At 61.6% G+C, this 24,018-nt stretch carries 23 protein-coding genes; 16 read left to right on the top strand and 7 right to left on the bottom strand.

Annotated elements, in window-relative coordinates:
- The first annotated feature begins 15 nt into the window (after window positions 1-15).
- The 5 genes from FZ934_RS00180 to FZ934_RS00160 all read left to right on the top strand — a co-directional run bounded on the left by FZ934_RS00180 (window position 16) and on the right by FZ934_RS00160 (window position 4,153).
- Window positions 16-489 (top strand): VOC family protein, encoded by a 474-nt coding sequence (locus FZ934_RS00180; protein ID WP_153269411.1) that lies wholly within the window; start codon window positions 16-18, stop codon window positions 487-489.
- Between the two features lie 129 nt (window positions 490-618).
- Window positions 619-2,112 (top strand): sensor histidine kinase, encoded by a 1,494-nt coding sequence (locus FZ934_RS00175; protein ID WP_153269410.1) that lies wholly within the window; start codon window positions 619-621, stop codon window positions 2,110-2,112.
- Window positions 2,109-2,546, top strand: coding sequence for a response regulator (locus FZ934_RS00170; protein WP_153269409.1), 438 nt, complete (start codon window positions 2,109-2,111; stop codon window positions 2,544-2,546). Before FZ934_RS00175 ends, FZ934_RS00170 begins: the two co-directional genes overlap by 4 nt.
- A gap of 16 nt (window positions 2,547-2,562) precedes the next feature.
- Window positions 2,563-3,582, top strand: a complete 1,020-nt coding sequence (locus FZ934_RS00165; protein ID WP_153269408.1) for a sensor histidine kinase — start codon at window positions 2,563-2,565, stop codon at window positions 3,580-3,582.
- Window positions 3,583-3,781: 199 nt separating this feature from the next.
- A complete protein-coding gene (locus FZ934_RS00160; RefSeq protein WP_153269407.1) occupies window positions 3,782-4,153 on the top strand; it encodes a hypothetical protein in 372 nt (123 codons plus the stop codon).
- Between the two features lie 12 nt (window positions 4,154-4,165).
- Here FZ934_RS00160 and FZ934_RS00155 read toward each other — a convergent pair whose 3' ends face one another.
- Window positions 4,166-5,449 (bottom strand): cystathionine gamma-synthase family protein, encoded by a 1,284-nt coding sequence (locus tag FZ934_RS00155; protein WP_153269406.1) that lies wholly within the window; start codon window positions 5,447-5,449, stop codon window positions 4,166-4,168.
- 122 nt (window positions 5,450-5,571) lie between these two features.
- Here FZ934_RS00155 and FZ934_RS00150 point away from each other — a divergent pair, with 122 nt between their 5' ends.
- The 3 genes from FZ934_RS00150 to FZ934_RS00140 all read left to right on the top strand — a co-directional run bounded on the left by FZ934_RS00150 (window position 5,572) and on the right by FZ934_RS00140 (window position 10,965).
- Window positions 5,572-6,030, top strand: coding sequence for an Lrp/AsnC family transcriptional regulator (locus FZ934_RS00150; protein WP_113364301.1), 459 nt, complete (start codon window positions 5,572-5,574; stop codon window positions 6,028-6,030).
- A 300-nt stretch (window positions 6,031-6,330) separates the two neighbouring features.
- Window positions 6,331-10,131 (top strand): peptidoglycan-binding protein, encoded by a 3,801-nt coding sequence (locus FZ934_RS00145; RefSeq protein WP_153269405.1) that lies wholly within the window; start codon window positions 6,331-6,333, stop codon window positions 10,129-10,131.
- Between the two features lie 204 nt (window positions 10,132-10,335).
- Window positions 10,336-10,965 (top strand): TerC family protein, encoded by a 630-nt coding sequence (locus FZ934_RS00140; RefSeq protein WP_153272323.1) that lies wholly within the window; start codon window positions 10,336-10,338, stop codon window positions 10,963-10,965.
- An 18-nt stretch (window positions 10,966-10,983) separates the two neighbouring features.
- On the opposite strand, the gene FZ934_RS00135 is transcribed toward FZ934_RS00140, so the two are convergent.
- Window positions 10,984-11,556 carry a DUF922 domain-containing Zn-dependent protease gene (locus FZ934_RS00135; RefSeq protein WP_153269404.1) on the bottom strand — a complete coding sequence of 191 codons (573 nt, stop codon included), beginning with the start codon at window positions 11,554-11,556 and terminating at the stop codon, window positions 10,984-10,986.
- A 279-nt stretch (window positions 11,557-11,835) separates the two neighbouring features.
- On the opposite strand from FZ934_RS00135, the gene FZ934_RS00130 reads away from it, so the two are divergent.
- Window positions 11,836-12,759, top strand: a complete 924-nt coding sequence (locus tag FZ934_RS00130) for a sulfite exporter TauE/SafE family protein (RefSeq protein WP_153269403.1) — start codon at window positions 11,836-11,838, stop codon at window positions 12,757-12,759.
- Window positions 12,759-13,562, top strand: a complete 804-nt coding sequence (locus FZ934_RS00125; protein ID WP_153269402.1) for a TIGR02186 family protein — start codon at window positions 12,759-12,761, stop codon at window positions 13,560-13,562. Before FZ934_RS00130 ends, FZ934_RS00125 begins: the two co-directional genes overlap by 1 nt.
- Here the strand turns inward: FZ934_RS00125 and FZ934_RS00120 are convergent.
- On the bottom strand, window positions 13,488-14,063 hold the full coding sequence (locus tag FZ934_RS00120; RefSeq protein ID WP_153269401.1) for a winged helix-turn-helix transcriptional regulator: 576 nt from the start codon (window positions 14,061-14,063) through the stop codon (window positions 13,488-13,490). The two genes, FZ934_RS00125 and FZ934_RS00120, sit on opposite strands and share 75 nt — an antisense overlap.
- Window positions 14,064-14,150: 87 nt before the next feature.
- Between FZ934_RS00120 and FZ934_RS00115 the strand changes: the two genes are divergently transcribed.
- Both FZ934_RS00115 and FZ934_RS00110 read left to right on the top strand, forming a co-directional pair.
- A complete protein-coding gene (locus FZ934_RS00115; protein WP_153269400.1) occupies window positions 14,151-14,714 on the top strand; it encodes a dihydrofolate reductase family protein in 564 nt (187 codons plus the stop codon).
- A gap of 136 nt (window positions 14,715-14,850) precedes the next feature.
- Entirely contained in the window at window positions 14,851-15,432 is a 582-nt protein-coding gene (locus FZ934_RS00110) for a transglycosylase SLT domain-containing protein (RefSeq protein ID WP_153269399.1), read from the top strand.
- A gap of 54 nt (window positions 15,433-15,486) precedes the next feature.
- On the opposite strand, the gene FZ934_RS00105 is transcribed toward FZ934_RS00110, so the two are convergent.
- Window positions 15,487-15,948 (bottom strand): carboxymuconolactone decarboxylase family protein, encoded by a 462-nt coding sequence (locus FZ934_RS00105; protein WP_153269398.1) that lies wholly within the window; start codon window positions 15,946-15,948, stop codon window positions 15,487-15,489.
- A gap of 29 nt (window positions 15,949-15,977) precedes the next feature.
- On the bottom strand, window positions 15,978-16,478 hold the full coding sequence (locus FZ934_RS00100) for an RrF2 family transcriptional regulator (RefSeq protein WP_153269397.1): 501 nt from the start codon (window positions 16,476-16,478) through the stop codon (window positions 15,978-15,980).
- Window positions 16,479-16,654: 176 nt separating this feature from the next.
- On the opposite strand from FZ934_RS00100, the gene FZ934_RS00095 reads away from it, so the two are divergent.
- The 4 genes from FZ934_RS00095 (at window position 16,655) to pdeM (ending at window position 22,097) form a co-directional block, all read left to right on the top strand.
- Window positions 16,655-17,410, top strand: a complete 756-nt coding sequence (locus FZ934_RS00095) for an ABC transporter substrate-binding protein (protein WP_153269396.1) — start codon at window positions 16,655-16,657, stop codon at window positions 17,408-17,410.
- Window positions 17,411-17,473: 63 nt separating this feature from the next.
- A complete protein-coding gene (locus tag FZ934_RS00090; protein WP_153269395.1) occupies window positions 17,474-18,727 on the top strand; it encodes an NAD(P)/FAD-dependent oxidoreductase in 1,254 nt (417 codons plus the stop codon).
- Window positions 18,728-18,778: 51 nt separating this feature from the next.
- Window positions 18,779-21,289, top strand: a complete 2,511-nt coding sequence (locus FZ934_RS00085; protein WP_153269394.1) for a ligase-associated DNA damage response DEXH box helicase — start codon at window positions 18,779-18,781, stop codon at window positions 21,287-21,289.
- An 82-nt stretch (window positions 21,290-21,371) separates the two neighbouring features.
- Window positions 21,372-22,097 carry a ligase-associated DNA damage response endonuclease PdeM gene (gene pdeM / locus FZ934_RS00080; RefSeq protein WP_153272322.1) on the top strand — a complete coding sequence of 242 codons (726 nt, stop codon included), beginning with the start codon at window positions 21,372-21,374 and terminating at the stop codon, window positions 22,095-22,097.
- Between the two features lie 12 nt (window positions 22,098-22,109).
- On the opposite strand, the gene FZ934_RS00075 is transcribed toward pdeM, so the two are convergent.
- Both FZ934_RS00075 and FZ934_RS00070 read right to left on the bottom strand, forming a co-directional pair.
- On the bottom strand, window positions 22,110-22,745 hold the full coding sequence (locus FZ934_RS00075) for a YitT family protein (protein WP_113364341.1): 636 nt from the start codon (window positions 22,743-22,745) through the stop codon (window positions 22,110-22,112).
- 206 nt (window positions 22,746-22,951) lie between these two features.
- On the bottom strand, window positions 22,952-23,884 hold the full coding sequence (locus FZ934_RS00070; protein WP_153269393.1) for a methyltransferase: 933 nt from the start codon (window positions 23,882-23,884) through the stop codon (window positions 22,952-22,954).
- Between the last annotated feature and the right edge of the window lie 134 nt (window positions 23,885-24,018).

Raw genomic sequence — 24,018 nt, 5'->3', positions numbered from 1 at the left:
CGAGGAGGACAAATCATGCTCAAGGTCACGTCGAACCTGTGGTTCGAAAAAGATGTAAAGCAAGCCGTCGAATTCTATGTGGCTACAATTCCGAATTCGTCGGTGGGACGTACAACCGTGCTTCCGGTCGAAACGCCGAGCGGCCCTCTGGGCAGCGTCATCGTCGTCGAGTTCAACCTCGGACACCAGGATTTCGTGGCGATGCAGGCCGGACCTCTCGATGCCTTCAATCACGCCTTCTCGATCTCGGTCGAATGCGAAACGCAGGACGAGATCGACGGGATATGGAGCGCCTTCCTGCAGAATGGCGGCGTGGAGGAGCAATGCGGCTGGCTTCGGGACCGATGGGGCCTCTGCTGGCAGATCGTGCCGCGGGTGCTGTCCGACATGATCGCCAGTCGGGATCTGGAGCGCGCAAAGCGCGTCACGGAAGTGATGATGACGATGGTCAAGCTCGACATCGCCAAGCTGACGGAGGCCTACGGTTGAAGAGACAACACTCCCGTAGCGGCGCCTGCCGCCGCGGGACATATTGTTAAAATGACATACTATAAGGGCGCTATCTTTATCGAATGCCGGTGTATAGAAGTAAGCACCCACCGAAATTGCGGACGCCTGATGACTTCCACAGCCGCCTTCTATCGTTCCAGTCTGATCATGCTTGCCATTGGAGTGCTTATTCTCCTCGGCATTGTCGGCTCATCCATCTGGCTCGTACGCGCCAACAACAATTACTCCGAGGAGACGGCCTCGCTGCGCCGTGTTCGCAGCTCGATCGTGGGTCTCCTGACAACAGTGCAGGACGCCGAAACCGGCCAGCGCGGCTATCTGCTATCGAACGACCTCAGCTATCTCGCGCCATACGACAAGGCTCTGAAGGATCTGCCCGAACGCAGGAAGGCTTTGGTTGACAACCTTTCGCCGCTACCTGGCTACGCGTCGCAACTCGATGCGCTGAACACCGCCATTGAAGGCAAGCTGCACGAGCTCTCGACCACCGTTGCGCTTGCAAAGGAAGGCAAGCTTACCGACGCGATCGCCATCGTACGCGACGATGCCGGCCGAGAATACATGGACAAGGTGCGCTCGATCATCGGCGGTTACCTTGAGCAAACCGACGACCGGTTGCGGGTGCTCGTGCAGGCCCAGCTCTCGGCCGCCAGCAATCTGCAATGGGTGACCGTCGGCGGCGCGATCGCCATCCTGATTGTGCTCGGCGGCGCAATCCTGATCATCGTCCAGCACGTGCGCGACCTGCAGACGGCGACCGATGAAGTCGAATTCCTCAACGTCGGCCTTGAATCGCGCGTTCGCGAACGCACGGAGGAAGTCATCCGCGCCAATCAGGAAATCCAGCGTTTCGCCTACATCGTCACGCACGACCTGCGCGCACCGCTTGTCAACATCATGGGTTTCCTCAGCGAACTCGACACGGCGATGAAGTCGGTTTCGACATACATTCTCGCCGACGACAAAACACCCACGGAAGAGCAAATCCGGGAAGCACGGCTGGCGGTCGAAGAGGACCTGCCCGAGGCGCTCGGTTTCATTCGCTCCTCCACGCGGAAGATGGATTCGCTGATCAACGCCATCCTGAAGATCTCCCGCGACGGGCGCAGGAAGCTGCAGCCGGATCGGATCGATCTGAAGTCTCTGCTGGAGACTGCAGCCGCCAACGTTCATCACCAACTGTCGGAATCCGGCGGCAGCGTGGACATTCGCGTCCGCACGAGCCCTGTTGTCACCGATCGTTTCTCGCTTGAACAGATTTTCGGCAATCTTTTGGATAACGCTGTGAAGTACCAGATGCAGGGCCGGCCTCTGGCGCTCGAGGTCGATGCTCGTCCTGATGGACCGGGCCGCGTGCGGATCGACTTCAAGGACAACGGCCGTGGCATCGGGCCTCAGGACCTCGAACGCGTGTTCGAGCTGTTTCGCCGGGCCGGAGAGCAGGATCAGCGCGGTGAAGGTATAGGCCTTGCACATGTGCGCTCGTTAATACGAAATTTGGGCGGAGACATTACGGTCGAATCCGAACTCGGCCAAGGCAGTACCTTCATTCTGACGCTGCCATCCGACCTCACGAAAATTGTCCGGAGTATGGAACCATGAAAGCCACGGGTCAGGAAGTCACGATTGTGATGATCGAGGATGACGAGGGGCATGCCCGTCTCATCGAAAAGAACGTGCGCCGCGCCGGCGTGCACAACGAAATCGTGCCCTTCACTCTCGGCAAGAGCGCGCTCGACTATATCCTCGGCCCGAACCGTGATGGTGTCGTCAGCAAGGATCGGTATCTCCTCGTGCTGCTCGACCTCAATCTGCCTGACATGTCGGGTATCGATATTCTGGAGAAGATCAAGAGCAACGAGCATACACGCCGCCTGCCTGTCGTCGTGCTGACAACGACCGACGACGAGCGGGAAATCCAGAAGTGCTATGATCTCGGCGCCAACGTCTATATCACCAAGCCTGTTGACTACGATGGTTTCTCCAACGCCATCCGCAACCTCGGCCTTTTCTTCTCCGTTATTCAGGTCCCATAAAGAGTAGCCAAAATCTGTGCGCATCCTTTACGTTGATGATGATCCAGCCCTCGCCCGCCTCGCCACGCGGGTTCTTGCGCGCAGCGACTTCGAAGTCATTCATGCCCCCTCGATCGAAACCGGCCTTGAACTTTTTGCGGCGGAGGAATTCGAAGCCGTGGTTCTCGACCACTACTTCGAGAACCAGACCGGCCTGAACTTCCTCGAGGCGATTGCCGAACGGGGCAAGATGACGCCGGTGCTCTACGTCACCGGATCGAGCGATGCGGATGTGGCGATCCGGGCGCTGAAGGGTGGCGCGGCAGATTACGTGGTCAAGACAGCGACCGACGACTTCTTCCCCCTCCTCACCAGCGCGCTCGAACAGGCGCTGGAAAATGCACGGCTCCGCCGGGAGAAGGAAGAAGCCGACCGGCAGCTCATTCTCGCCAAGGAACGGGCGGAATTGCTGCTGGCGGAAATGAACCACCGCATCGCCAACAGCCTGTCGCTGGTTTCGGCGATGATCCGCATGCAGATGCAGATTGCCGACAGCGAGGAGACAAAGACGGCGCTTAACGAGACTCAGAACCGCATCACCGCGATCGCCGGCGTGCACCGCAGCCTTTACACCTCTGAGAATGTCGGCGAGGTGCAGCTGGACGTCTATCTCGGCCCGCTGCTCGCGGAACTGCAGGGCACGAATGCCGCTGCCCGGGGGACGACTCTGTCGACCGATCTGTGTCGGCTCTCCACCACCGCCGACAAGGCAGTGGCACTTGGTGTCATCCTGATCGAACTGGTCACCAACGCGATGAAATACGCCTACCCCGGTGGTAGCGGCGAAGTTCGCATCAAGCTCCAGACCCAAAACGGCAATGCCACGCTGTCAGTGGAAGACGACGGCATCGGCTATGATAGCACAAACGGGCCGAAAGGCACCGGGCTCGGTACTCGCCTGATCAACGCGATGTCGATCACGCTCGGCGCCACCGTCACCTACGGCCGTGACGACAAGCCCACGGGCACATACGTCGCCGTCAACTGGCAGCAATAGTCAAAATTGCCATCGCTCGAAAGCGGCATTGTCCAAGCCATCGCAGAACTTCAACTCGACAACGAGAAACGATTTATATATATTTTTCAATACGATACGAAAATCATCACTGAATGATCGATCTCCGGATTTGCATCGTGCGTAATCCACGCTAGATTTTGCTGGCTAACCGACGAAAAAGCTTAGGAGGAGCGATTTCATGAGACGGACGTGGCCTGAAGAGTTCAACTCCATTCTCGACGGTGCGGAAGAGGTGACCATCGATCTGCCCGCGGTGGTTCACGATGACGGCTCGCGCAGCGAGGCTGTCAGCCGCAAGGCGCTCAAGGTGCGCATCCCGACCGAGGACTACGAACGCATCTGGCCCCTGGCGGAAATGCGTTACCGGCTCAGCGGCAAGCATCTGGGCGAAGCGATCACGCTGATCACGACAAATCCGCACTATCATCGCTGGCATCCGGCCGACGGCGGCGGCGAGGAGCGCGTCTCCGACAGCGGACGGCATTACACGACGAAGTACGTCGTCCTTCATTTCCTGCTCGACGACGTCCGCGAAACGGCGGCTGCATAACAGCCGCCGCCCTCAGGCGGCGTCCAGAGCCTGCGCAAGATCGGCAACGAGATCATCTGGATGCTCGATGCCGATCGACAGCCGGATGGTCGACTCCAGAACGCCAATCCGCTGACGGACGTCAGCCGGCACGCCCGAATGCGTCATGGTGGCGGGATGGCTTGCCAGCGATTCCGTGCCCCCGAGGCTGACGGCCAGTTTGAAGATCTGCAGGGCGTTCAGGAAGCGGAAGGAGGCTGGCTGGCCACCCGCGATATCGAACGAAAAGGTCGATCCGGCGCCCGTGCATTGCGCCGCAAACGTCCGGCCAAGCGGCGAATCCGGCTTGTGATACGGCAGGTAATGGATCTTCTCGACCTTGGGATGGTCGCGCAGGAAATCCGCCACTGCCTGAGCGTTGCTGTTTGCCCGCTCCATGCGGATCTGCAGCGTTTCCAGCGAGCGTCCCAACATCCAGCACGAATGCGGATCAAGCTGCGTTCCGATCGCGCCGCGCAGAGCCTTCACCTGCTTCATCACAGCCTTTGGGCCGAGTGCTGCGCCGGCGATCAAGTCGGAATGGCCACCGACATATTTCGTCAATGAATAGAGCGAGATATCGGCGCCATGTTCGATCGGGCGCTGGAAGACCGGGCCGAGCAAGGTGTTGTCACAGGCGATGATCGGCCGATGGCGCTGACGCTCGGCAATGACGTCGGCAACGCGGCCGATCAGCGCAACGTCGACAAGGCTGTTGGTCGGGTTGGCGGGCGTTTCGATCAGGATGACGGAAACGCGGCCCTTACCCATTGCCTCCTCGGCTGCCGCCAGCACGGAGGCTTCGCTGACGCCATCGGCAAAACCGACTGCGGCGACGCCAAGGTTCAGAAAGGTCTTCGCCAGCAGCGTCTCGGTACCGCCGTAAAGCGGCTGCGAGTGCAACACGGCGTCGCCCGGGCGAACGAAGGCAAGCAGGGTCGTGGCGATTGCCGACATGCCGGACGAAAACAGCGCGCAGCTCTCCGTGCGTTCATAGACGGCCAGCCGGTCCTCGACGATCTCGCTGTTCGGGTGATTGAAGCGGGAATAGACGAGGCCTGCGCCCGTGCCGGCCGGCGGCTCGCGACGGCCGGAAACGTAATCGAAGAAATCACGGCCATCTTCGGCAGACTTGAATACGAAGGTTGACGTCAGGAAGACCGGCGGTTTCACCGCGCCCTCCGAAAGCTCGGGATCGTAGCCATAGTTCAGCATCTGCGTTTCGGGGTGCAGAGCATGGTTGCCGATATGCGTCTTGGAGGGATGCGGGGCGGTCATGGTGATCTCCTGCGTCAATGGCGTCTTGTTCTGACAAATTATATCAAAGTCTTCGACCTATCCTTGCTATTTCACGCGCGCTTCTCCTTCATGAAGCAATCGGATGCGGAAAAAGCAGATATATGGCGCAGAAAATTGCTGATGACATGGACCGGAAGATTCTGAGGGAGCTGACAAGCGATGCGAGGCTGCCCAACAACGAACTTGCCGAACGTGTCGGCCTCTCGGCTTCCGCCTGCCTGAGACGTTTGCGCCGTCTCGAGGAGACCGAAATCATCCAAGGCTACACCACACTTGTCGACCCCGCCGTCGAAGGCTGGACGATGACGGCGCTTGCGTCGGTGCGCCTCAGCCGTCAGCACGAAGACGAGATCCGCATGTTCGAGAATGCCGTTCTGGAGTGGGACGAGGTGCTCGAATGCCATCTCGTTACCGGTACCCGCGACTATGTCCTGAAAGTCATGAGCGCGGGGCTCGATCAGTATGAGCGCTTCATCAAGGAGAAGATCGCCAAGCTGAAGTGCGTCGACACGATCGAGACGAGCTTCGTGATGAACACGATCAAGGCGCGTCGCATCTAGGCGCTGGCTCGCCCAGCGTGCAAAAATCGCGCACGAAGTCACAAACGTTAAAAAAATCTCACGCCGGTTAACGGGTTGTTTACCACGTTTCGTGAAAGGTGCCGTTTGAGCATTGGCTATCTGCATTCGTTTTTTCAAGTCTCGCGTTTCTTGAATGCCGCTAAGCCGTACAGGTTGAGGAAAGCCTAATTGATTACCTCCTCATGAATAGTGCTCTGGTTCGCATTTCGATGCGGCCGCTGACGGAAAAGCCAATGATCGACCCTGACGAGGGTTCGAACAGTCGAAGCGAGCAAGAAGATGAACGGATCGCGATCACAAACCACACGGCATTCCGACAGGGCGTCGCTTGATGCGCTGAACCGCACCATCGAGGGGCTTGAGGCCCGCATCGAGGGCTTGATCGGCAACAGCGTGCGCGACCAGGCCCCACGCCCCGCGGCACCCGCCCGCGAAGCGCCGACCTACGCGCCGCGCGCACCTTACGCGGCAGCCGAGCCACGGCCCGACCCGATCGCCGAAATTCGCCAGCGCCAGCGTATGCTGGAAGCAAGCCGCGAGCGGCCGGCCGTTCGCGAGCCTCTGTCCTACCCCAATCGCGAACCGCAAACCTATGCCCGCGAACCGGCACGCAGCTACGCGCCTGCACCCGAGCGTACTACCGCTCCGGCTCCGCGCCCGGCAATGCCGCAGGCTGCCGCCCCTGCCCCCAGCCGCCCAAGCGCTGAAGATACGATGACCGAGATTGCCCAGGCGCTGGTCAATCTGCGCCAGGATCTGAAGCGTGACATTTCCGAAGGCGTGACCCGCGAAATGAACGCACTGCGCGGCGAACTCAAGGAAATCAAGGCAAGTGCCACCGACCGGCATTTCGCCGATGACATCCGTGCGGACATGGGCCGGCTTGCCGAAAGCATCGACCAGCTGACGCGCCGATCGAGCGCACCCGATGCGCAGAACCTGCGCGGTGAGTTCGAAGAGCTGCGTTCTCTGATGGACGGGCTTGCACGCGAAGATTCGATCCGTCACATCGAAGACCGCTGGGACGGCTTCGAGACACACCTGCAATCCGTCGACACGGCGGGCCTGCAGGAAGAGCTCGTCGCTCTCGCCTACCGTCTCGACGATATCAAGCGCAACATTAGCGGCATGGGCGAGAGCCCGGCGGTGCGCGCGCTCGAAGACAAGCTTATTTCCATTGCCACGGCCATGGAGCAGTTTGCGAACATGATCCAGCCGTACGACCGCTCGATGTCGGACCAGTTTGCAGCGGTCGACAGCCGTCTCGACGAGATCAGCCGCGCGATCGCCGCATCGAGCCGGACCGCTGCCAGCGGAGACCCGGCGATGATGCATCGCCTGGAAGGCCGACTGAACGGCCTCGCCGAACAGATCGAAATCATGGGACACAGCGTTGCCAGCCGCTCGGCTCCGACAGACAATCTGGCCGACCGGCTGGAAGCACTGACGGCGCGTGTCGAGGAGCTTGCCAATGCGGAGTCCACCTCGCGTCTGGACGAGCGCCTGGAGCATCTCTCCTACCTTCTCGAGCAGAGCCAGCGGGCATCGCCGCTGCCGGAACTGACCGGCGCGCTGTCGGATATTTCCCGCAAGATCGATGCGCTCGAGCATGGTTCCGTCAACGACGTGCTGGCACAGCGGCTCGACTACCTCGCGCGGCGAATCGACGAGATGGAATTCCAGCCGCTGCAACCGGTGCAGCCTGTTATCGATGAGCGCGCGTTCCACCGGATCGAAGATCGCCTCAGCGATATCGCAGCGCGGCTGAACGAGAGCACGGCAGCGCCGGCAACGGACGCGACCGCACTGCGCAATCTCGAAGACCAGATCGCCAATCTCTCGGCCCTGATGAGCGAACCCCGCCAGGCCGAAATCCCCGCCGACCTCGACCGCCGGATGGGCGCCATCGAAGACTACATGGCGACAAGCGACGAGTACATCGTCGAGGCTGCGCGCCAGGCTGCCGAAGCCGTCGTCGAAGCCTATGCCCGCAACGGCGGCATTCAGGCCGGCGCGCCGGCGGATATCTCTGCTCTCAATGCGCTCGCGGCCGATCTCCGCAATCTAGAGGATCTCAGCCGCAGCGGCGAGGAACGGACACACCGGACCTTCCAGGCGCTGCACGAGACGCTGGTACAGATCGCCGACAGGCTTGACGACATGGAAAGCCGCACGGCACGCCCCGCGGCGCGCATGCCGGCCGCCGATGTCGACTTCCATGTCGATCCCTATTCCCTCGTGCCAGCCGATGCTGACGAACCGGAAAAGCCTGCCGTCTTCGGAACCCGCACGACACCTGTCGCCCAGGAAGCCGAGCCTACCCGCGAACCCGTAGCCCCTGCTATGGCAGCCACCGAAACGAGCGCGATCGCCATCGAAGCTGCGACCAAGCCTGCGGCAGCGGCCGTTCCGGGCAAAGGCAGCCTTCTCGTCAGCCTCGGAAAACGCCTGCTGCCCGCCAAGAAGGCGAAGACCGGCGAGCGCGCAATCATCGACCCGACCCCGTCGATCGATCCGGTTGACGTCATGCCGCCGGAAGCCGCGAACGAGCCGCTCGAGCCGGGCTCCGGCGCACCCGATGTGAAGAAGATCCTGGAGCGCGTACGCGCCAGCCAGAATGCCGCCCGTACCAATCCGAAGCCAGCAAGCGAAACCGAGCGCGCCGACTATATCGCCGCCGCTCGCCGTGCGGCACAGGCCGCCGCCATGGAAGTCGATGCCGGTGGAAAGTCCGGATCCAAGGGCGAGAAGAAGGCCAAGAGCAAGGATGCGGCCGCAAAGGGCGGTGCATTTTCCCGCTTCCGCCGTCCAATCCTTCTGGCCGTCGGCGCTGTTCTCCTCGCGATCATGGCCTTTCCGCTTGCGCGCACCCTGACGAGCGGCACGCCTGCTCCGTCGGCCGAGGTGGCAACGATCGCCGAACCGCCCGCAGCCTCGCCGTTGCCTGTCGACAGCGAAACGGCACCCGATCAGAACCAGGCTGCTCTCCCCACCGCAGCGGAAGCACCGAAGACTGATGCGCAGGCCCCCGCAACCGCTCCCGAACAGATTCCCTCGGAACATCTGACCGCCGCCGCACCTTTGAACGGTGAAGCCGCCACCACGCTTGCCCCCTCGGGCACGCCGCAGGATGCATCCGCCTTCGTGTCGAAGGACACGGCACCGGCCGCCGCCGCCATGGCCCCGGCTCCGGCAGCAGAGACCATCGCCATACCCGACACCATCCAGCCAAAGTCGCTGGCAGATGCGGCCAAGGGCGGCGACGCTCTGGCTCTCTTCGAGATCGGCGCGCGCTACAGCGACGGCCGCGCCGGCATCACGGCTGATCCGAAGGAAGCGGTGAGCTGGTACCAGCTCTCTGCCGACAAGGGCTTCGCACCAGCCGAGTACCGGATGGGCAGCATCTACGAGAAGGGCACCGGCGTCGAGCGCGACATCAACAAGGCCCGGCAGTACTATGAGCAGGCTGCCGATCAGGGCAATGCCAGCGCCATGCACAATCTGGCCGTCCTCTACGCCTCCGGCGCTCTCGGCCAGCAGGACTATGCGAAGGCCGCGAACTGGTTCACCAAGGCTGCCAACCTCGGCATCACCGACAGCCAGTTCAACCTCGCAATTCTCTGCGCCCGCGGCAACGGGGTCGCGCAGGATCTGACGGAATCGTACAAGTGGTTCGCGATCGCTGCCAAGGGCGGCGACAAAGACGCGTCGCAAAAGCGCGACGAAGTAGCCAACGCCCTGAAGCCGGATCAACTGGAAAAGGCGCGCGCCAAGGCCGATCTCTGGAAGGCCGAGCCTCTGAACACGAAGACCAACGCGGTCGATGTTCCGGACGAATGGAACGGCACGGCAACCAAGACTTCGACCGTCGACATGAAGCGGGCGATCCGCAACATCCAGGCGATCCTGAACAACAATGGCTTCGACGCTGGTCATCCGGACGGCGAGCTCGGTGCAAAGACGGTTGCCGCGATCAAGAGCTTCCAGAAGTCGATCGGCCAGGAGCCAAGCGGCAAGATCAACGACGATACGGTCAAGGCTCTTCTGGAACGCAACAAGGCGCCAGCAACCAAGGCCTGACATAATCAGCGTACCAAACGCCCGCTAGTGCAAACTGGCGGGCGTTTTCACGTCTTTTGGCCGCAAGCGGTGCTTTTTCGGCAACGTTGGCACCGCAATCTTGTCGATGCCATCGATGCCCCTACTTGATCCCCGCCGGAGCGATCCTCTATGCGTGGGTTACGCCGGGGAGGCGCTTCGCGTGAAGCAAGGGATTGTCGCATGATGGAAATTTTCACGTCCGCCGGTTTGCTGGCGCTTCTACAGGTCATCTTGATCGACCTGGTTCTAGCCGGCGACAACGCAGTCGTGATCGGGCTTGCCGCAGCCGGGCTTGCGCCCGACCAACGGCGTAAAGCCATTCTCGTCGGCATTCTCGCCGCGACCGTGCTGCGTATCGCCCTTGCCAGCGTCACCGTGCAACTGCTCGACATCATCGGCCTTTTGCTTGCCGGCGGCATTCTGCTTCTCTGGGTCTGCTGGAAGATGTGGCGCGAGCTACGGGCCGGCGGCAACGACGATGCGGATGTCGGCGACGCGAGCCAGGCGCCGCGCAAGACCTTCTTTCAGGCTGCCACGCAGATCGTCATCGCCGACGTCTCGATGTCGCTCGACAACGTGCTTGCCGTTGCCGGTGCCGCGCGCGAGCATCCGACGGTGCTCGTCATCGGCCTTATCCTGTCGATCGCCATGATGGGGGTCGCGGCGAACTTCATCGCGCGGCTGCTCAATCGCTACCACTGGGTCGCCTATGTGGGTCTGGCGATCATCCTCTACGTCGCGCTCCACATGATCTATCGTGGTGCGATCGAGGTCTGGCCGCACGTGGCACCGCTTGCGGGCGCCGCCGGCTGATCGTTCGGCGGACGGGCTTCAGGGGCCGTTCACGAGATCCAGGATCAGGGCCTGGATGTTTCCGCCCTGCCCCATCTCGACGCGGTCGAATTCGCGGCCGCGTTCACGTTGCCTGTCGGAGAGTTCACCCAATCGTTTCGTGAGCTCGACACGGATCTTGCGGCAATCGGGATCATCAGGCGCGGAGAACCCCACGCTCATCGCTTCTATGTCATGGACCATCTCGGTGATGATCGTGCCGTGAACCTTCTCGTGTTTGCGCACGCCATTCAGAAAAGTGTCCCAACTAGCCTTCACGGCCGGGGAAAGCGACGTCGAGGGTTTCGGCAGCGTGTAGATCAGCACCAGCTTCGGCTTGGCGGAGGCAAGCACGCAGGCGCCATCGCGCGGCTCGTATTTCCGTTGCCAGGTCAATCGGAACGTCGTGTGCGCGATGGTGCGAACCCGGCCGCCGACCTCAGGCCCTCGTTCCCCGATCGAGCCGTATAGTTCGGCTCCGGTCTTGCCCGAGATCGAATAGGTTCGGACCTCCTCCGACGGCTGCCATTGCGCCGATGCCGTTGCAGGCCCGAATACGCATAGAAGCGCCATGAATAGAATTCGTGCGCCTGCCTTCACGCTACCCCCAAATCGGTTCGAAATCCGGGGCAATCTAAGACCGAAGCCCACGGCATTCAACGGGTGCCGCAAGCTTCTCCAGCCTGTCTTAAAAACCTAAAAAAGCCTGATTATTCAGAATTCTTCACATATGAGGGGAGCGCATGTCGCTGATCGAAAGCCTATGGCAACGATTTCGCCGTATGATGCCTCTTTCGAAGGGAATACGGGAGCGCGTCTGCCGATCGGGCAGATCAGGGATCGGGGTCGGCTGTGACAATCTATCTGCCCATCGCAGAATTGTCGGTGAACATCTTCATCATTCTCGGCATGGGCGCCGCGGTGGGCTTCTTGTCCGGCATGTTCGGCGTCGGCGGCGGCTTCCTGATCACGCCACTCCTGATCTTCTACAACATCCCTCCCGTCGTCGCGGTTGCCACCGGGGCAAACCAAGTCGTCGCGTCCTCCATATCAGGCGCGATCACGCACTTCCGGCGAGGAACGCTTGACGTCAAGCTCGGCGCCGTCCTGCTTGTCGGCGGTCTGACGGGGGCTACCGTGGGCATCTGGATCTTCTCGCTCTTGCGGCGGATCGGCCAGCTCGACCTCTTCATCTCGCTGCTCTACGTCGTTTTCCTCGGCACCGTCGGTGCACTGATGCTGCTCGAGAGCGTCAACGCGATGCGCCGCTCGGCAAAGAACATCCCGCCGGCCGCGCGCAAGCCCGGACACCATCACTGGGTTCACCGTCTGCCGCTGAAGATGCGCTTCAAGAAGTCGAAGATCTTCCTGAGCGTCATACCGATCGTGGCGCTGGGCTTTGCGATCGGCATCCTCACCTCGGTCATGGGCGTCGGCGGCGGCTTCATCATGGTTCCCGCGATGATCTATCTGCTGCGGATTCCGACCAACGTCGTGGTCGGCACGTCTCTCTTCCAGATCATTTTCGTCACCGCCTACACCACGGTCGTCCAGGCCGCGACAAACTTTTCCGTCGACATCGTGCTCGCGCTCATTCTGATGATCGCCGGCGTGATCGGGGCGCAATACGGCGTGCGGGTCGGCCAGAAGCTGCGCGGTGAGCAACTGCGCGCCCTGCTCGGCCTCCTTGTCCTTGCCGTCGGCCTTCGTCTTGCCGTTGCTCTCGTCGTAACGCCGGCCGACATCTATTCCGTCGTGATGGGAGGCGGGAACTGATGCGCCTTCTCGCCGCCGCTCTGCTGCTGTTGCTGCTGCCCGGCATCGCCGCCGCGCAGATTCTTCTTCCCGGACAGGCGACGCAGGCGTTAACAGCCGAAGGGCTGGAGATCGGCACGTCGACCAGCGAAATCGCCATCACTTCGGATTTCCATGGCGCCGACCTTACGATCTTCGGCGCGGTGACCAACACCGACAGCCTGTTGCTGGCGATCGGTCAGTATGACGTGGTGGTGGTCCTCGAGGGCCCGCGCGAGAATGCCACCGTGCGCCGGAAAGAGCGGGTCTTCGGCATCTGGATCAATACCCGGTCGATGACCTTCGAAGCCGTTCCGCATTCCTATTCGATGTCGAGCTCACGGATGCTCGATGACATCACCACCCCGCTCGACTTGACGGAACAGGGGATCGGCATCGACCACATCCCGCTGTCGCCGGTCGGATTTGTCGGCAATGCCAGCAACCTCGGTGAATTCCGGCAAGCGTTCCGGCGGCTGCAGGAAAAAGGCGGACTCTACGACCGCGATCCGAGCGGCGTGCGCTTCGTCAGCTCCAACCTTTTCAAGGCGAGCCTGCGTTTGCCCGCCAACATCCCGAACGGTGTCCATACGGTGCGCGCCTATCTCTTCAAGAGCGGGAAGTTCGTGACCGACAAATCGGTGCCGCTACGCGTCATCAAGACCGGGATCGAACAGATGATCACGGATGCCGCGCACGAGCGGCCGATCTCATACGGCGTTTTCGCCGTGTTTCTGGCCCTGGTGACCGGCTGGAGCGCCAGCGTCATCTTCCGCAAGGACTGAGCAACCGGCCTTTTTCGCCAACACGTCGAGATAGGCCTTCGTCAAGCCGGCCAGGACCGATGGTGTGCCCGGCGAAAGCTGCTTGCCGAGATGTTTGGCCCGCAGCTCCTCCATGAAATCGTTCCAGAGTGTCTGACCGCCCTTCTCCAGCAGCTCGGCGCGGATCGACAGCTCCTCGGATACCGGCAGATGCTTGCGCCCCCAAGCCCCCATCTGCGCAAACAGTGGAACGAGGTCGATCGCCATGTCGGTCAGGCTGTAGATCGCCTTCTGCTTATGGGTCGGGTCGTCCTCGCGGGTCAGCAGGCCGCGGTCGACCAGACGCCGCAAGCGATCAGCAAGGATGTTGGACGCAATTCGTTCCTGCGAATTCTGCAGCAGCTCGCGGAAATGGCGACGGTTGCCAAACATGATGTCGCGGATCACGATCAGGCTCCATCGGTCGCCCAATATCTCCAGCGTCAGATTGATGGGGCAGCCCGATCGGTGAAGCTCGTCCATTGCATCTCCAAAACTGCTTGCATTTTGCCATCAGTCAAACTAGCTTTCAACTGCTTGCAAAACGCAATCAGTTTGGAGGAGACGGAGATGCGAAAGCTTGTGGTCTGGAATCTGATGACGCTCGACGGCTATTTCGAAGGGACGAAGCCGTGGGACATCGACTTCCACAATCTTGCCTGGGGTCCGGAACTCGAACGTTACTCGGAGCAACTTGGCGAAGAAGGCGATCTGCTCGTTTTCGGACGAAAGACCTACGAGGGCATGGCTGCCTATTGGCAGACCGCCGAGGAAGAAGAGACGATCAAGTCGTTCATGAATAGCATCGCGAAGCTCGCCGTCTCCCGCACGATCGAGAAGGCCGACTGGAACAATTCGCGCGTCGTCCGTGATCCGGTGTCGGAACTCCGGAAATTGAAAGCGGAAGACGGAAAGACCATCTTCATCTTCGGCAGCGCCGAACTTGCGGATTCGCTCCTCAAGGAAGGTCTCGTCGACGAGATCCGGGTTTGCCTCGTACCGGTTATCCTCGGCGGTGGCAATCCACACTTCAAGCCCGCCTCAAAGCCATGCCCGCTTCGTCTGCTCGAGTCTTCGGTGACCGCCAAAGGCGCCGTCATTCTGCGCTACGAGCCGGTCGCGGACTCGGCGTGATTTCATTGGCTCGGGCCGGCGTGTTGTCGGCCCGCCGGACTCTTGCCGCTGCATGAACACAGCTTCGCCTTTATCTAAAAACCGCCCATTAAGATTTACCAGTTAGTAATCTCTCAGACATGAGAGGTTTCCTGTAATGCGTATCCGTACCCTCCTGGCGCTTGTGCTATTGGGGCTCCTTGCCAGCTGCGCCACGGCTCCCCGCCAGACCCGCAACATCTGCGCCGTATTCGAACAGCGCGACGGCCTTTTCACCAGCTGGCAGCGTGCCGCTGAAAAGTCAGAGCGGAAGTACGGCGTTCCGGTGCCGATCCTCATGGCAACCATGTACGTGGAATCGGGATTCCAACCCAACGCCCGGCCACCGCGCACAAAGCTCTTCGGCTTCATTCCCTGGACGCGGCAGTCGACAGCCTACGGCTATTCGCAGGCGCTGAACGGCACCTGGGATCACTACCAGTCGGCAACCGGCAACTGGGCGGCACGGCGGACAAACTTCGCCGACGCGATCGATTTCATCGGCTGGTATCATTCGCAGAACAGCCAGGTCACCGGCATACAGCTGAACGATGCCTACAGCCTCTATCTGGCCTATTACTCAGGACCGAAGGGTTATATGCGCGGCGACTGGCGCTCGAACGCGCAGCTGCAGAAGACCGCACAGCGATTTGCAAGCATGGCGGCCAACTACCAGCAACAGCTTCAGGGGTGCAACTAACGCACCCCTGCCTGCTCGACCGACATCGCGCCGGTCGAGCTCGTGCAATGTCGATCAGGCAGCCTGTGCGGCCTTATCGATCGGGTGCTGGGTGCGGAAGCCGACAGCAAGCCGGTTCCAGATGTTGATGGTGCCGATCGCGACGGTGATCTTGGTGATCTCTTCTTCCGTGAAGTGCGCCTTCAGGGCTTCGAAATCGGCATCCGGTGCGCCGGTTTCGGCGATGCGGGTGACGGAATCGACCCAGCCGAGCAGCGCGCGTTCCTTGGCGTCATAAACAGGCGATTCACGCCAGACGCACATCAGGTTGATCCACTGTTCGCTAAGGCCGTCGTGCCGGGATTCCTTGACGTGCATGTCGACGCAGTAGGCGCAGCCATTGATCTGCGAGGCACGCAGCTTGATCAAGTGGATGAAGCGGCGCTCGAGGCCCGACTCTTGAACATATTGCTCCAGTGCTGCGACGGCCTTGTAAGCGTCCGGCGATGCCTTGGCGAAGTTGAAACGTGCTTGCATGATTCATTCTCCTTCTGGTTTTCAGGGGCTCAACGAGCCGTTCTGCGTTCATTGATTTCGAGGAAGGCGCAGCCGCGGGCGGCGATACCGCCGTCGTCTTCAGCAGTGAGCTGCGCCAGGATGTCGGCGATGCTGGTCTTGGCGAGTTCGGCACGATAGACGCGCTCGGCTCGCAGCATCGCCGCGCTGACTTGGCATGGTTTGGTGAAATAGCGGCCCGGCAACTGGTTCGGTCCGCGCTGACGGATCTCGCTGCAGCGGAACGCGGGCTCCGGTCCTTCGACCGCGAGCACGATGTCGAGAAGGCTGATGTCCTCGGCCGATCTCGCAAGGCGATACCCGCCTTTCGGCCCAGGCACCGTGTTGACGATGCCGGCGCCGGAGAGCGCCTGCAGATGCTTCAGGAGATAACTCGTCGAGACCCCGTGAAACTCCGCCAGAGCCGCGGCGGAGAGAACGCCGCCTTCCGAAAGGCCGGCGAGCATCGCAACGCTGTGTATCGCCTGCTCTACCCCGTCACCGAGTTTCATCGGACCATCTCCTTTAATCGTGGATAAAATTTATCCGTGATTATCGACGATGTCAAGAACGTTTTCCGGGGCTGGCGGATACGAACGATCCCGCACTCGCACGGGGGTTGTTAAGCGATAAGGATTCGCTAAAGTCGGCACCGTTGGGCAAAAACAATTCCAATAAGGGAACAGCAATGAGAAAGACGATTTTCCTGGCGGCCGCTGCCTTGCTTGCAGCGACGCACCTCGCATCCGCCGAAGATACGATCCGCATCGCAACGGAGGGTGCATACCCTCCCTTCAACTACGTCGAATCCGACGGCAGCCTGAAGGGACTCGACGTCGACATGGCCAACGCGCTTTGCGAGGAAATGAAGGCCAAGTGTACGATCGTCGCGCAGGACTGGGACGGCATCATCCCCGGTCTTCTGGCCAAGAAGTATGACGCCATCGTCGCCTCGATGAGCATCACCGAAGAGCGCAAGAAGCAGATCGACTTCACCAACAAGTACTACACGACGCCGCTCGCCGTCGCCGTACCGAAGGACAGTCCGCTGAAGGGCGTCAGCGTCGAGGACATGAAGGGCAAGGTTGTGGGCGCGCAGGCCTCGACCACGCAGGCCGACTACCTCAACGACGTTTACGCCAAGGGCGGCGCTGAAGCGAAGATGTACCCGACGCAGGACGAGGCTGTGGCCGACCTGCAGAACGGCCGCATGGACGCGCTGATCTCCGACAAGTTCGTTGTCGTCGACTGGCTGAACAAGGCCGGCAAGGATTGCTGCAAGCTGCTCGGCGACGTGCCGGGCACGGAAACGCAGGCCGGCATCGGCATCCGCCAGGGCGAGACCGAGCTGAAGGAGCGCTTCAACAAGGCGATCGACGCACTCGTCGCCAACGGGAAGTACCAGGAGATCACCAAGAAGTATTTCCCCTTTAACATCTACTGATCGCTTGTCGATCCAATCGCGCGGAGGCCAAAAGCCTCCGCGCCCTTTGATCAAGTTCATCTGATGAAAACAGACATCCTCGTTCTCGGTGCCGGCATTGTCGGCGTCAGTGCGGCCATTCATTTGCAGGATCGCGGCCGGTCCGTCGTGCTTGCCGATCGCGGCGAGCCGGGCGGCGGCACCAGCTACGGCAATGCCGGGCTGATCGAGCGCTCCTCCGTCGTTCCCTACGCGTTTCCGCGACAGCTCGGCGCCATTGTCAAATATGCGCTGAACAATTCGTCGGATGTCCGTTATGACCCGGCCTACCTGCCGCACATCGCCAAATGGCTGGCGCGCTACTGGTGGCATTCGTCGCCGACCAATCTGGAAAAGGCGACACGGGCGCTGTTGCCGTTGATCGAAGCCAGTGTCACCGAGCACGACAAGCTGATTGGCCGCGCCGGCGCCTCCGACCTCATCCGCGAGCGCGGCTGGATGTCGTTCTACAAGAACCCGCGCCGTTTCGAGGCTGCCCGTGCAGAAGCCGAGAGCCTGTCTACCCATGGTCTGGCAATCCGCATTCTCGACGCCAGCGAGTTTCTGGCGCTGGAGCCCGCCTTTGCCACAAGCGGCAACAGCATCGCTGGCGGCGTCCACTGGCTCGACCCGAAGACGGTGACCGACCCACAAGCGCTGACGGCAGCCTATGCGGAACTCTTCACGACTACCGGCGGCAAGATCGTCCGGGCCAATGCCTCCGCTCTGCGCGAGGAGAAGAACGGTTGGTCGATCACAACAGTTGAAGGCGAGACTATCGAGGCCGGCGAGGTCGTCGTCGCCCTCGGTCCGCAATCCGGGCTGATCTTCCGCAAGCTCGGTTATCCGCTGCCGCTGGCGGTCAAGCGCGGCTACCACCGACACTATGCACAAAGTGAGGGCCAGCCGCTTGGCCATTCCGTCGTCGACGAGGAAGCCGGCTACGTGCTGGCGCCGATGGCCAATGGCATCCGGCTGACGACGGGCATCGAATTTGCCGCGCCCGATGCGCCCCCGAACACCATCCAGCTCCGCCGCGACGAGAAACATGCCCGTGCACTCTTCCCGCTCGGCGAGCCGGTGGAAGCGACGCCGTGGCTCGGCCTGCGGCCGTGCCTGCCCGATATGCGGCCGGTGATCGGTCCGGCGCCACGCCATCGCGGCCTCTGGTTCAATTTCGGCCACGCGCATCACGGCCTGACGCTCGGTCCGGCCAGCGGTCGCTTACTGGCAGAGCAGATGGCCGGCAACGAAACGTTCGCCGATCCCAAGCCCTTCCATCCGCATCGTTTCCTGTAGCGCGCGGCTACGCCATTCTATTTCGGCTATCGGTGCACTACCTTTAGCCCCGTGGACCAGATCGAATCCGAAGCCCGCATTGCCCTGCCCCCGCCTTTCACCCGCTGGTTCGCGGACAAGGGATGGCGCCCGCGTGCCCATCAGCTGGAATTGCTGGCACGCGCAGAGGCTGGCGACAGCACGCTGCTGATCGCGCCAACCGGCGCCGGCAAGACGCTCGCCGGCTTCCTGCCGTCGCTGACCGATCTGACCCGCCGCGGCAAGATCCCGCCCGGCTCGGCGTTTACCGGTATCCACACGCTCTACATCTCGCCGCTGAAGGCGCTCGCCGTCGACATCGAACGCAACCTGATGAAGCCGGTGGAGGAAATGGGGCTGCCTGTCACGGTCGAGAACCGCACCGGCGACACGCCCGTTGCCAAGCGCCAGCGCCAGAAGCTGAACCCGCCGGACATTCTGCTGACGACTCCGGAACAGGTGGCGTTGCTGCTCGCCAACAACGAGGCCGAGCGTTTCTTCAAGGATCTCAAGTACATCGTTTTCGATGAGTTACATTCGCTCGTTGCCTCGAAGCGTGGCCACATGCTCTCGCTCGGCCTTGCCCGCCTGCGCCGGCTGGCGCCCGCCCTGCAGACGATTGGCCTTTCGGCCACCGTCTCCGACCCGATGGACCTGCAGAAATGGCTGGTCGCGCAACGGGAAGGCGAGGACCATCACGCCGGATTGGTCATCGTCGAAGGCGGCGCCAAGCCCGATATTTCGATCCTCTCGACCGAGGAGCGCATCCCCTGGTCCGGTCATTCGGCGAAATATGCGATCCCCGACGTCTACAAGCAGCTGCTTGAGCACCAGACGACACTGCTCTTCGTCAACACCCGGTCGCAGGCCGAGATGCTGTTCCAGGAGCTCTGGACGGTGAATGAGGAGAACCTGCCGATCGCGCTGCATCACGGTTCGCTCGATGTCGGGCAGCGCCGCAAGGTGGAGGCCGCGATGGCGGCAAACCGGCTGCGGGCGGTCGTTGCTACCTCGACGCTTGACCTCGGCATCGACTGGGGCGATGTCGATCTCGTCGTCCATGTGGGTGCGCCAAAGGGTGCGTCGCGGCTTGCCCAGCGCATCGGCCGCGCCAATCACCGCATGGATGAGCCCTCGAAGGCGATCCTCGTGCCGGCCAACCGCTTCGAGGTGATGGAATGCCAGGCCGCGCTCGACGCGAACTATATCGGCGCGCAGGACACGCCGCCCGTCGGCAAGGGTGCGCTCGATGCACTGGCACAGCATGTGCTCGGCATGGCCTGCGCCGAGCCATTCGACATGCTGGAGCTCTACGATGAGATCACCAGCGCCTCGCCATATGCGGATATCTCCTGGGAGACCTTCGAGCGCGTCGTCGATTTCGTTGCGACGGGCGGCTATGCGCTGCGCACCTATGAGCGCTACGCCCGCATTCGCAAGACCAAGGAGGGACGCTGGCGCGTTTCCAACCCGCAGGTGGCGCAGCAATACCGGCTGAATCTCGGCACCATCGTTGAAAGCCCGATGCTCAACCTGCGCATGGTCAAGCGCGGCGAAGGCGGCCGGATCGGTCGCGGTGGTGCGACGCTCGGCAAGATGGAGGAGTATTTCTTCGAGCAGCTGTCGCCCGGCGACACCTTCATTTTCGCCGGCAAGGTGCTCCGCTTCGAGGGCATCCGCGAGAACGAGGCGCTGGCTTCGCAAGCCTTCTCGATGGACCCGAAGATCCCCTCCTACGCCGGCGGCAAGTTTCCGCTCTCCACCTATCTGGCCGATCAGGTGCGTTCGATGATCGCCGATCCTGATCGCTGGCACCATCTGCCGGATCAGGTGCGCGACTGGCTGGCGATCCAGAACGAGAAGTCGATGTTGCCGAAGCGCGACGAACTGCTGATCGAAACCTTCCCGCGCGGCAGCCGCTGCTACATGGTCGTCTATCCCTTCGAAGGGCGGCTGGCGCACCAAACGCTCGGCATGCTGCTGACGCGGCGGCTCGAGCGGGCCGGCGCCAAGCCGCTCGGCTTCGTCGCGACGGATTATTCGCTCGGCATCTGGGGCTTCGAAGACATGGGGCTGATGATCCAGAACGGCCGGCTCAGCCTCGCCGATCTCTTCGATGAGGACATGCTGGGCGACGATCTCGAAAGCTGGCTCGACGAATCCTTTCTCTTGAAGCGCACCTTCCGCAATTGCGCCGTGATTGCAGGCTTGATCGAGCGCCGTCACCCGGGCAAGGAAAAGACCGGGCGACAGGTCACGGTGTCGGCCGATCTGATCTACGATGTGCTTCGAACCCACGAGCCGGATCACATCCTGCTGCAGGCGACACGGCAGGATGCGGCGACCGGGCTTTTGGATATTTCACGGCTTGGCGATATGCTCAGGCGAATCAAGGGCCACATCACGCATCGTGCGCTCGACCACATCTCGCCGCTGGCGGTTCCGGTCATGCTGGAGATCGGCAAAGAGCCGGTGCATGGGGAAGCGCATGACGCAGTGCTGGCGGAAGCGGCGGATGATCTGATTGCCGAGGCACTGGCCTAGATAATGCCGGATCGCTATCCGGCTCGCACGATAACGAGCGCTGCCTGAGGAAGCGCTTAAGGATCAAGGATCGACGAGATTGATGAACCGCCTGGCGCTTGCGCGTGAATTGAACGGAGTGGCCACGCTGCCTGGCGTTGAGACCGCCGTGCATGGCGTTGCTGCCGTCTGCGACCCGCTCGGCGCGCTCTACATGCCCGATGCCGGCATTCTCGTCGTATCCGATCTGCACCTGGAAAAAGGTGCGGCCTTCGCCCGTCGCGGCATGATGCTGCCGCCCTACGATACGCTCGCAACGCTGACCGTGCTTTCGGCCGTCATCACCCGCTACGACCCGAAGCTGGTGGTCTCTCTCGGCGATAACTTCCACGACCGCGTCGGCTCGGCGCACCTGCCAGAAGCATTCCGGAGCCTGATTGCGGAAATGGCGCGCGGCCGCGAATGGATCTGGATCAACGGCAACCATGATCCCGCCGGCACGGTCGACCTGCCAGGCGCCTCCGTCGACGAAATGCACTATGGCGGGCTGACCTTCCGGCATGAACCGAAAGGCGGCCTGCAGAAGGGCGAGATTGCCGGGCATCTGCATCCGGCCGCGACCGTTCGTCGTCGTGAGAAATCCGTCCGCCGCCCGTGCTTTGCCACCGACGGCGCCCGACTGCTGATGCCGGCATTCGGCGTCATGACCGGTGGCCTCGATCTTCGCCACAAGGCGATGAAGGGCCTCTTCGACCACAATGCGCTGATCGCGCACCTGCTCGGGCGCGACCGGATCTATTCCGTCAGGTTCGGCAATCTCGTCGGCTGATTGCGGCGCGTCTCAGAGCGCGATGTAGCGGTCTGCCCGGTGATTGATGGCGACGAAGAGGTTCAGCACCACCGCGCCGAGAACCGAATAGAACACGACAGGCGGCGTGGTGACGAAGAAGGCGGCGGCAAGGACGCAGAGATCGATCGCCATCTGCACCAGGCCGGCGCGGATGCCGAACCGCTCCTGCATGTAGATGCCGAGGATGCCGACGCCGCCGAGGCTGGCGCGGTGACGGTAGAGCGCCAGCAGGCCGAAGCCCAGCAAGACGCCGCCAAGAAGCGCTGCCCACGCCGGGTGAATGGCGGAAATATCCATGACCTTCGGCTGCAGGTTCGTCATCAGCGAGGTGAGACCGATGGCAATGAAGGTCTTCACCGTAAAGGCCACGCCGAGGCGCTTCCAGGAGAGATAGAAGAACGGCAGGTTGAGAAGGAAGAAAGCAAGGCCGAAATTCAGGCCAAAGGCATAGTGGAGCAGGAACGCGATGCCGGCGGTGCTCCCGGTCAGAAGCCCGGCGCTCGCCAGCATGTAAAGCCCGAGCGCAGCAATCAGGCTGCCCGAGAAAATCCCCTGTACGTCCTCGACAGGCGTATGGCGGGTGGCGCTGGTGTTCCAGAAACCAAGGGCATTGATGAGCTGTGCCATGTCGTTGATCCCCAAACGGCAGACGAGTTCAAGAACGCCCGGGAAACCCGAGCGACGCGGAATGTAGATGAAGAATGAATTCCGCTGAGGCTCTTGCGACAATCCTACGCGGCGAATTGCTAAAGATTATCAGGGGATTTCGCCGGGCAATCAAGCGAAATACGTAAGCAATGCTGACCTATTATCACTTCGCAAGAATCGTTCCGTTACGCTGGCTTATGCGTAAGGAACAGAATGCCCGAAATGACATTCGCGCCATCTTTGCGAATGGGCGTTTTGTTCACGGTGACAACTTCCAGACCGTGACGGTCGCACAGGGCCCTTACGTAGGTTTCCGAATGCGCATATCGCAGCGACGGCGCGAGGTGGAAGCCCTCTCCTCCGCCGGCATCCTCGACGGAAAGGGCGAAATCGGCACCCGGTCCCGTCAGCGCAGCGACCGCCTCGAAGACGCTTTCAAGATTGCCGAGATACATCAGCACGTCGGCTGCCGTGACCAGATCGGCGCGATGCAGCGCGCCATCGGCAAAGAGGCCTGTTGCTTCCGGTGGCAGCGAGAGATCGGCCTGCGCCAGATGATCGTAGACATGCTTCTCGGCTGCTTTGGCGAGCATGTTCTGTGACAGATCGAAACCCTCGAGCCGCGCGACGTGGTCGCGGATCTCTGGTCCCATAAGGCCGGTGCCGCAGCCGAGGTCGACGGCGAGAGCATAGTCGCGTCCGGTCGTCGCAACGAGGGCGGCGAGCTTTGCCGGAACGCTGTAGTCAAGCTTCTCGACCAGCGAGGTTTCGAAGCGATCCGCATAGTCGTCGAACAGGCGCTCCACATAGCTGCTCGGCGGCTGGTCGGGCGTCTCGATGTCGCCAAGCAGCGCAAGCTTGAGCCCCGCGCCGAAGATATCGTCCGGGCTTGCCGCCAGGGTCTGCCTGTAGGCCTCGATCGCGCCAATCTTGTTGCCGGCCTTCTCGCGGTAAGCTGCCAGCCGGTACCATCCGGCCGCCCAACCCGGCACGAGCTCCAGCGCCTGCTCCATGAGTTCGGCGGCGGCATCCGGCTCACCGCTTTCGTCGAGCATCTTGGCATAGTCGGCGCGGCGATCGGCGATGACGTCGCCTGAAGTGAGCTGGTTCGGCTGCATGGTGAAGACCTGTTGGGATCGGCCCGCATTTGGCTGCGGCCACAAAAAAACTCAAGTCCTATTTCAGAGGCGAAGGCGCCAGACCTGAAAAAGGCTTGCGAGCGACGATTCGCGCCCGTATTTCAGGGATGAAC

It is taken from the genome of Rhizobium grahamii (genome assembly GCF_009498215.1).
Lineage (GTDB): Bacteria > Pseudomonadota > Alphaproteobacteria > Rhizobiales > Rhizobiaceae > Rhizobium > Rhizobium grahamii_A.
Note: the sequence above shows the minus strand (reverse complement) of the source record. Positions and strands in the feature narration are given on the sequence as shown.